The organism is Streptococcus infantis, assembly GCF_047463315.1.
Taxonomy (GTDB): Bacteria; Bacillota; Bacilli; order Lactobacillales; family Streptococcaceae; genus Streptococcus; species Streptococcus infantis_AB.
In genome coordinates this window covers 197702-205898 of record NZ_JASHEB010000004.1, presented here as the reverse complement: position 1 = coordinate 205898, position 8197 = coordinate 197702, and the positions used below count along the sequence as shown (strand labels likewise).

The following is an 8197-nucleotide window of genomic DNA, read 5'->3' as shown; positions in this document are numbered from 1 at the left end:
CAACTACAACTGAAGAGCCTAAGACTACTTCAAGCACAACAACTACAACTGAAGAGCCTAAGACTACTTCAAGCACAACAACTACAACCGAAGAGCCTAAGACTACTTCAAGCACAACAACTACAACCGAAGAGCCTAAGACTACTTCAAGCACAACAACTACAACTGAAGAGTCTAAGACTACTTCAAGCACAACAACTACAACAACCACTGGTGAAGAACCTAAATCTACAGTAACAACAACAAACGACAAACCGGGACTTCCTAATACTGGTGAAGGCAAAGGAACGTTAGTTACTATCATTGGTTTTGTAACTCTCATTTCATCAATCGGTGCCATTGCATTCTTACGTAAAAATGAAAAAGAATAAGGTTAAAGATTGATTAACTATATAAAGGACTATTTCAAAAATAGTCCTTTTTCATTTCCTCGACGAATGAATCATTGCTTACAAACATTGTTCAAAGTAAATGTTTTAAATTTTTTCAGAGAATTTAATATAATTTTATAATTAGAATAGTTAAATACTTGAAGTTTTATTTATTTGTGATATAATTCACCTTGTAGGATATTTTTTTGATAATTGACTAGTAGGAGGTGCATTTTTAGTAGTGTTGTCTTGAAAAAGTAACCTATATAATTATGCATATATTTGTAAGTTTTGGTTTTAACATACAAATAAGTGTAAAAATTTGGAGACAAATAGGAGAAGGAAATGAAAAAAAATAATCTAAGTAGACTTGCAAAAGTCTTCTTTCTTGTATTTTTACCCTTATTGTTCATAGTATTTTCGCAGTCTGATGTGGTAAAAGCTGGAGATGTCAGTAATAATATTAGCTCACTGACTGTTTCATCAAATGAACTCACAAATGGTGGACAAACAACTGTTAAGTTTACATTTGACGAGCACGCACAAAAAATCCAACCAGGTGATACATTAAAAGTTAATTGGACTAGTTCTGGTACAGTCTATGGGGTAGGTTTTAAAAAGACTATTCCTCTAAACATCGACGGAACTTACGTTGGAGACATGGTCATTACTGATGGCTCTGCTACTGTTACTTTTAACGAAGCTATCAAAAACCTTCAAAACATCCGTGGTTGGGGTGAATTTGAGATTGAAGTTCATAATGATACAGCAACTGATAAAGAACATGTTGGTAAATTCACTATCATCAGTGGAGATAAGACAGTAGATCTAAGCGTTAAGAAAGAGGCGACTGGCGAAAACCACGCTCCATTCTACTTAAAAGCTGGGGATATGCACGCTAATGATCCTGAACACATTCTTTGGACATTGACAATCAACGCAATGAACTTAGAAGTGGACGGCGACGTTCGTGTGGAAGATGAAATCCAAGGTGGTCATTCACTTGTAAAAGATAGCTTCAGTATTACTACAACAGGTAATAAACCTGGATATTACGGTGGTGCAACTGCTATCGACGATTTCTTAGCGGCCTTTCCTGGATCAACATTCACAATTGATGCTTCTGGAAAAATCACTGTTACAATTCCAAAAGACTTGATCAACAAGACTGGCGTTCTAATTTTCTATCGTACAAAATTAGAAAATGAAAAGCAAAAAGACTTCAAGAACAACACAAAAGTTTGGTACCAAGTCAAAGGTGAAACTGCGGTTGTGGCCAAAGAAGTAAACGCGTCTGTAGCAAACATCAATGCAAACGGTGGTGTGGATGGCGATCAAACTTCAACTACTACTACTACAACTACAACCACAACTACAACTGAAGAGCCAACGACTACTTCAACAACTACAACAACAACTGAAGAGCCTACAACTACTTCAACAACCACAACAACTGAAGAGCCAACGACTACTTCAACTACAACTACAACTGAAGAGCCTACAACTACTTCAACTACAACAACAACTGAAGAGTCTACAACTACTTCAACTACAACAACAACTGAAGAGTCTACAACTACTTCAACTACAACAACTACAACCGAAGAGCCTACAACTACTTCAACTACAACAACAACTGAAGAGCCTACAACTACTTCAACTACAACAACAACTGAAGAGCCTACAACTACTTCAACAACCACAACAACTGAAGAGCCTACAACTACTTCAACTACAACTACAACTGAAGAGCCTACAACTACTTCAACTACAACAACAACTGAAGAGTCTACAACTACTTCAACTACAACTACAACTGAAGAGCCTACAACTACTTCAACTACAACAACAACTGAAGAGTCTACAACTACTTCAAGCACAACAACAACAACTGAAGAACCTAAGACTACTTCAAGCACAACAACTACAACTGAAGAACCTAAGACTACTTCAAGCACAACAACTACAACTGAAGAACCTAAGACTACTTCAAGCACAACAACTACAACTGAAGAGCCTAAGACTACTTCAAGCACAACAACTACAACTGAAGAACCTACAACTACTTCAACTACAACTACAACTGAAGAGCCTACAACTACTTCAACTACAACTGTAGAACCTAAGGCTACTTCAAGTACAACAACTACAACTGAAGATAAGCCAGGGCTTCCAGAAACTGGTGAAAGAAAAGGAACATTTGTAACAATTCTTGGTACTCTCATCCTTGTTTCATCAATTCTAGTTGTTAGAAACTCACTTAAATCTAAAAATAACTAATTTTAATGAACACAATTAAAGTGGTCTAATTTTATATGATTTAAGTTCACAACCAAAAAAGGGTTTACTAAAAAAGTAAACCCTTTATTTTTTATGATTTATAATAGAGAAAATCGATAACCATTTTAAAGTTATCGATTTTAAAATATTTTAATCTTTTTCACCAAGTTTACTATTGATTGTCATCATAATGCTAGCAATCTTTTCACCCCAATATGGATCGGAAGCGTAAAGAACGTTCATACCAGATGATTTGTTACCAAGATAGGTTCTACCTTCATCAATATAATTTTCTCGAATCCATTTAGCTGCACCCAAGATTCCCTTATCAACATTGTCAAAACTCTTTGCAGAATCATATGGAGTTGTATCATAGGCGGTAATACCAAAGAAGTTATTCTTATCTTTAGCAATTTGACTACGTCCCCATGCACTTTCCAGAGCACTGTGGGCCATTAGATAGAGTGCGTTGACCTGATAACGTTTCTCCGCTTCTTTGAAGACCTCTCCTTTACCTGCAAGTCGGCTCCCCTGAATATTCATAAGAGAATAAACTTTATCTAGTTCAGCTGCTGTATAATTTGTTGGCTTCCTTAGATCTCTATATAAGAATGGATTCTCAACTTTAAAGTTATCGAAGTTAACGCCATCTGCTGAATAGTATTTTGTACCAATAGCCATCGATGAACTATGAGGTGCTACACGAATACTTGTATAAGGTGATAACTCGTGATAAACGTAACGACCATCACTTGTGTAATGAGGGATAAACTCATTATTAGTGTTAACAGCTGCAAGGTCACTCTTATTCATAAAGCCTGAAAGTCCAGAAATTTGGACTGGGAGTCGGTCACCTTGAGACTCTGTGTCAGAAACAGCAACTATAGTACCTTGAGAAATATAGCTAAGTCTAGCTCCAGAAGCACTATAAACATAGGCTGTTATTGGTTTTACTTTATAATAACTAGATGGGTTAGAAATCCACTTCCCGTTATTTTCAAAGCTATAATTTTTACCATTGATTTTGAGTGTTCCAGTAGCATATAGTCCATCTTCTTTTAGATAATACCAAGCATTGTAACTCTTATCAAAGATCCACTCATTCTTGGCCATATAACCATATGATTTGAGATAGTAGGACCCTTGCCATTGATTTTCAGCATAAGAACCATCTGATTTTAAGTAGAACCAACTATTGTATTTTTTATCAAAGAACCATTCATTTTGAGCCATGGCGCCACTATCTTTTAGGTAGTATTTATCTTTCCATTGACTACTCAACATGACCCCGTCTTTATCAAATAGGTACCAAGAGCTATTAATCTTTTCCCATTTATTACGAACGACTTTTCCTGAATCAGTAGCATAGTACCACTTTTCATCCATTTTTACCCAGTTCTTTTCAGCCATAGCACCGCTAGTCTGAAGAAGATAGTCATTATAAATGGTTTTGCTTAACATGATACCAGTTTCATCAAAACGATACCATGAACCGTTAATTTTTTCCCATTTGTTGCGGATAATCTTTCCTGATTCTGTAGCATAATACCACTTATCATCCATCTTTACCCAACCCTTCTCATGCATAGCACCGCTACTTTGAAGAAGGTAGTCGTTATAAATGGTTTTGGTTAACATGGCACCAGTTTCGTCGAAACGATACCAAAAACCGTTAATTTTTTCCCATTTGTTGCGGATAATCTTTCCTGATTCTGTGGCATAATACCATTTTTCATCCATTTTTACCCAAGAAGTTTCAACCATAGCTCCGCTTTTGTTAAAGAGATAGTCATCATAAACTTTATTGCTAAGCATGGTACCGTCTTGGTTAAAATAATACCAGTGACCAGCTATTTTTTTCCAATTCGTAACAGCCTTTTTATTTTCATAATAACGCCATTGACCATTCTCTTTTTGCCAACCTTCTTTGTTGACCTCTTCAGTAATTTCTTCTGTTGAAGAGTTATCCTTGGTAAGGGCTGTTTCTTGTTTCTGTGTAGATTGAGAAGAATCCTTTTCTGCCTTGTTTTGTGTTTCGTTCTGATTCTGCTTATCGTTCTGATCTTGACCTTGAGCTTTCTTTTTCTCTTTAGCTTCCTTACTCGTTCCATTTGCTACAGTTTTTTCTGAATTTTGTACATTGTTTGTAGAATGGTTTTCCTCAGCAAATACAGTAGTTTTAGAAATCCCTGCTATGGAAAGAACAACTGTACTAGCCAGCAATAACTTTTTCATTATTTTATCCTTTCAATTTTATAAATTCATATTCTTTATTTCTTGCTTATCTCTATTACAGACGAGAATTATCCATTTTATTATACAATATAATTTCAAATATAAAAGTAACATCTTTAAGAAGAAAGAAAGTTGTAATATTGTTAAAACAATTTAGAAATAAAAGTCAACAAAAAGCAGTCGAACAATATCTGAACGACTACTTATTTTATTCTAATAATTAACCTTCTATTACTTTGGTACGTTTATTAGTTAGAAGAGGATTTATAAATGTAGATAGAATAGCTAAGATTGCAAAACTAATACCTACATACCAATATGGTGCATCAAGTGTGGTTGAACGACCAGATAGATTGACAATACCTCGGAATAGTGTCCCTGTTGTAACAATAGCTACTGCCGAATTCCATAAATTAAGGCTAATTCTGGACAAATACGGAAAAGCTTTGAGCAAGATTGCTAGTATTATCCCACCCACCAGAGGTACAGCGAACAAGTAATGCATATGAACTGATGTCTCTCCAAAACTAAATGCTTCATAAATTCTAGAAAAAGCAAAGAAGAAAATCGTAATTAGTGTATAAGAGATGACAGTTTTTTTAAAGCGTTTTTTGTTAGGATTAATAACCGATGTAGACAATATCACTCACCGCCCTTTCTGAAATTCTATTTCCTCCAGTCGTTGGCTTGTTAATAACCTGACCGTTGAAGTAAAGCGTAGATGATCCACCACCATCAAGGTTGTAGGCCGTTTTTACACCGTATGATTTCATAACTTCAGCCATTTGGTATAGTGAGAGACCCTTGCTTTCAGTAGTACGTCCATCTGAAACTACGATAATATAGTGGTTTTCATCAATAATTCCAATCGCAGTACGAGGATTTGATGCCATAGCTTGTCCAACTTCTTCATTTGTTCCTACTGCAATCTCACCATTTTCAACTAAAGTTGGTCCAAAAGCCAAGAGATTGACAACACCATCTTTAACTAGTTGGTCAGCTGAAATCTGATCCTCGTAAATAATCTTGAAAGAACCATCCTTATAAATAGCTAAATCACCATTGCTAGAATCTTCTCGTACACTATCACGATAGACGACTCCATTACGGATAACATATCCTGTTGAGTTGGCACCGTAGTAGTCTCCATTGACTGCTAGAATAGCATTGTTATCAGCAGCGGTTTCAGAAGTTTTTGCAGTTACGTTGGTCCCAAAGGCATTTTGGGCGAAGGCTGTTTTCAGATAATCTGATGAGCTTACCCTAATATCTGCAACGTAGACTTGCGTATTTTTGACCGTTGTTTCAGTCAAATTGATAGAGATATTCTCGTCCTTATAACTTGAGTCAGTTACTGTTGCTGTTTTAGCTGCTTGGCTTGCCGTGGCAGTATTTTTACTAGTGCTAGTTGTTGCTACTGTCGAAATAGTCTCAGCAAGGACAAAAGTCTTCAGCATGGAGTAGCTAAAGGATCCTGTCAAGAGTAAACCGAGAATCGAGGCATAAGCATATGGTTTTTTTAAAAATTTCATAATACAGTTGATGTCCTTTCCTTAAAGATTAATTTCTTTTGCACTGTCCAAGAGACAGCGAAGAGAAGAATTCCAACAATAATTTTAACGATTAAGAGATTCATTCCAAATACTGCATAGAATAGACGAATAAGCAACGTGTCAAGAATAAAGAGTCCTACTGCCAGACCGAAGTATCCTATCCCTGTTTTCACAAGACCATCCTCATTTTTAAAAACAAGTTTTTTATTAGTAGAAAAGTTAAAAATGGAGCTGGTCACACGAGCAATACCGTTAGCAAGAAAAATCCGGAAACTTGTTGGCGCTGTTGCTAAAAACAAGATTGCAATAGCGTAAACGATATAGTCTACAACAAAGCTACTAAGGGATGATAAGGCAAATTTAAAGATATTTTTATAAATCATGAGCCCATCTTTTATTGGACGGAAGTGTGAATCCTCATTATCATTGATATAGACCGTTTCGATTGGTACTTCTAAGATTTCATATTCTTTGCTTGCTTCCAGAAGCATGTTCATTTCGTATTCATAACGTTGACCTTCGATCTTTAGCATAAAAGGAATGAGATTTGTTGTAAAGGCGCGAAGGCCTGTCTGAGTATCTGTTACTCCTACTCCTGTTTGTAATTTAAAGAGTACTTTTGTCAGGCTATTCCCAAAACGACTACGGAGTGGAACCTTACCTGTAAAGGCACGCACACCCAAGATTAGCTTGTTAGGATTTTCAGAAGCTTTGTTAGCCGCACGGAAAATATCCCAAATTTTGTGTTGCCCATCCGCATCTGCTGTTACGACAGTTCCATAAATGTTTTGCTCTTGGATATAAGAAAAGGCTGTTTTAAGCGCCTGCCCTTTACCTTGATTCACTTCGTGACGGAGTACCGTAGCATATTGCTCAGCTTTATCAAAGATATTTTGACACTTTGATGAACTGCCGTCGTCGATAACTAGAATATGAAAATCACTCTTTTCATGGATTTTTTCGATGAGTTTGATAAGTTTATTATCAGGTTGATAAGCTGGAATTACTATATAGTTCATACCGGCACTCCTTTCTTAGTAATGGTATAACTATACAGAATATCGCTTAAAGATACCTTATATTAGTTTTCTTTAAGAAAAAGTTAAAGAAACTTTAAGATAAAGACAGGTTTTCTCTAGCAAGTAAAAATATTCAAGGTTAATAAATATACAAAAAATCTCAAATAGCAAGTCTACTTGAGGATAAAATTTATTATAAAATAGAAAATTTACTCTAATTTTTCTCTTAATTTCTCAACGAAAAGATAGGCCGCAGGACAGGTTAAAGTGTTTTTGATAGTCAGATTATTGATTTGATAAATCTTTTTTCGGTCGGTATGTGGAAATTCTCTACAAGCCTTAGGACGAACATCATAGATAGAACATAGATTATCGCCACCTAAGAAGGGACAAGGCATAGATTTAAATACCTTATCACCGTCTTCATCCACCTGTAGAAATTCGTCTTCGAAAGCAGGTAATTTCATTTTAAAGTACTTGGCAATGCGTGTGATATCTGCTTCTTTAAAGTCTGGTCCAAGGCTCTTGCAACAGTTTGCACAGGCTGTACAATCAATTTCTTCAAAAACTTCCTGGTGAATCTCCAGCGCAATCTTATCTAGGTTTTTTGGAGCTTTCTTTTTCAGATTTCCAAGAAATTTACGATGCTCTTTTTGCTTTTGTAAAGCTAATTGGTGATAGTATTCGATATCGATTTCTTTTGGCATAGATTCTTTTACATCCTTTTCTGAAACTAGTA

The 8197-nt window shown here is 35.8% G+C and carries 7 protein-coding genes; 2 read left to right on the top strand and 5 right to left on the bottom strand.

Annotation, left to right across the window (positions count from 1 at the left end; all coding sequences use genetic code 11):
- Positions 1-371 (top strand): LPXTG cell wall anchor domain-containing protein (locus QM857_RS06175; RefSeq protein ID WP_414275393.1); only part of this gene is annotated, 371 nt, incomplete at its 5' end.
- A gap of 345 nt (positions 372-716) precedes the next feature.
- Positions 717-2651, top strand: coding sequence for an LPXTG cell wall anchor domain-containing protein (locus tag QM857_RS06170; RefSeq protein WP_414275391.1), 1935 nt, complete (start codon positions 717-719; stop codon positions 2649-2651).
- 150 nt (positions 2652-2801) lie between these two features.
- On the opposite strand, the gene QM857_RS06165 is transcribed toward QM857_RS06170, so the two are convergent.
- The 5 genes from QM857_RS06165 to QM857_RS06145 all read right to left on the bottom strand — a co-directional run bounded on the left by QM857_RS06165 (position 2802) and on the right by QM857_RS06145 (position 8165).
- Positions 2802-4886: a glucosaminidase domain-containing protein gene (locus tag QM857_RS06165; protein WP_414275390.1), complete on the bottom strand. Its 2085-nt coding sequence runs from the start codon at positions 4884-4886 to the stop codon at positions 2802-2804.
- 220 nt (positions 4887-5106) lie between these two features.
- Positions 5107-5532: a hypothetical protein gene (locus QM857_RS06160; RefSeq protein WP_414275389.1), complete on the bottom strand. Its 426-nt coding sequence runs from the start codon at positions 5530-5532 to the stop codon at positions 5107-5109.
- Positions 5507-6418: a phosphodiester glycosidase family protein gene (locus QM857_RS06155; protein WP_414275388.1), complete on the bottom strand. Its 912-nt coding sequence runs from the start codon at positions 6416-6418 to the stop codon at positions 5507-5509. The genes QM857_RS06160 and QM857_RS06155 overlap by 26 nt, the downstream gene beginning before the upstream one ends.
- Entirely contained in the window at positions 6415-7458 is a 1044-nt protein-coding gene (locus tag QM857_RS06150; protein WP_414275387.1) for a glycosyltransferase, read from the bottom strand. Before QM857_RS06150 ends, QM857_RS06155 begins: the two co-directional genes overlap by 4 nt.
- A gap of 209 nt (positions 7459-7667) precedes the next feature.
- Complete coding sequence (locus QM857_RS06145; RefSeq protein WP_414275386.1) at positions 7668-8165, bottom strand: YkgJ family cysteine cluster protein; 498 nt, start codon at positions 8163-8165, stop codon at positions 7668-7670.
- Positions 8166-8197: the final 32 nt, after the last annotated feature.

Excerpts from the sequence above, each read along its gene's own strand:
- QM857_RS06165 (WP_414275390.1), bottom strand. The coding sequence starts at position 4,886 with ATGAAAAAGTTATTGCTGGCTAGTACAGTTGTTCTTTCCATAGCAGGG.
- QM857_RS06150 (WP_414275387.1), bottom strand. The coding sequence starts at position 7,458 with ATGAACTATATAGTAATTCCAGCTTATCAACCTGATAATAAACTTATC.
- QM857_RS06145 (WP_414275386.1), bottom strand. The coding sequence starts at position 8,165 with ATGCCAAAAGAAATCGATATCGAATACTATCACCAATTAGCTTTACAA.
- QM857_RS06155 (WP_414275388.1), bottom strand. The coding sequence starts at position 6,418 with ATGAAATTTTTAAAAAAACCATATGCTTATGCCTCGATTCTCGGTTTA.
- QM857_RS06170 (WP_414275391.1), top strand. The coding sequence starts at position 717 with ATGAAAAAAAATAATCTAAGTAGACTTGCAAAAGTCTTCTTTCTTGTA.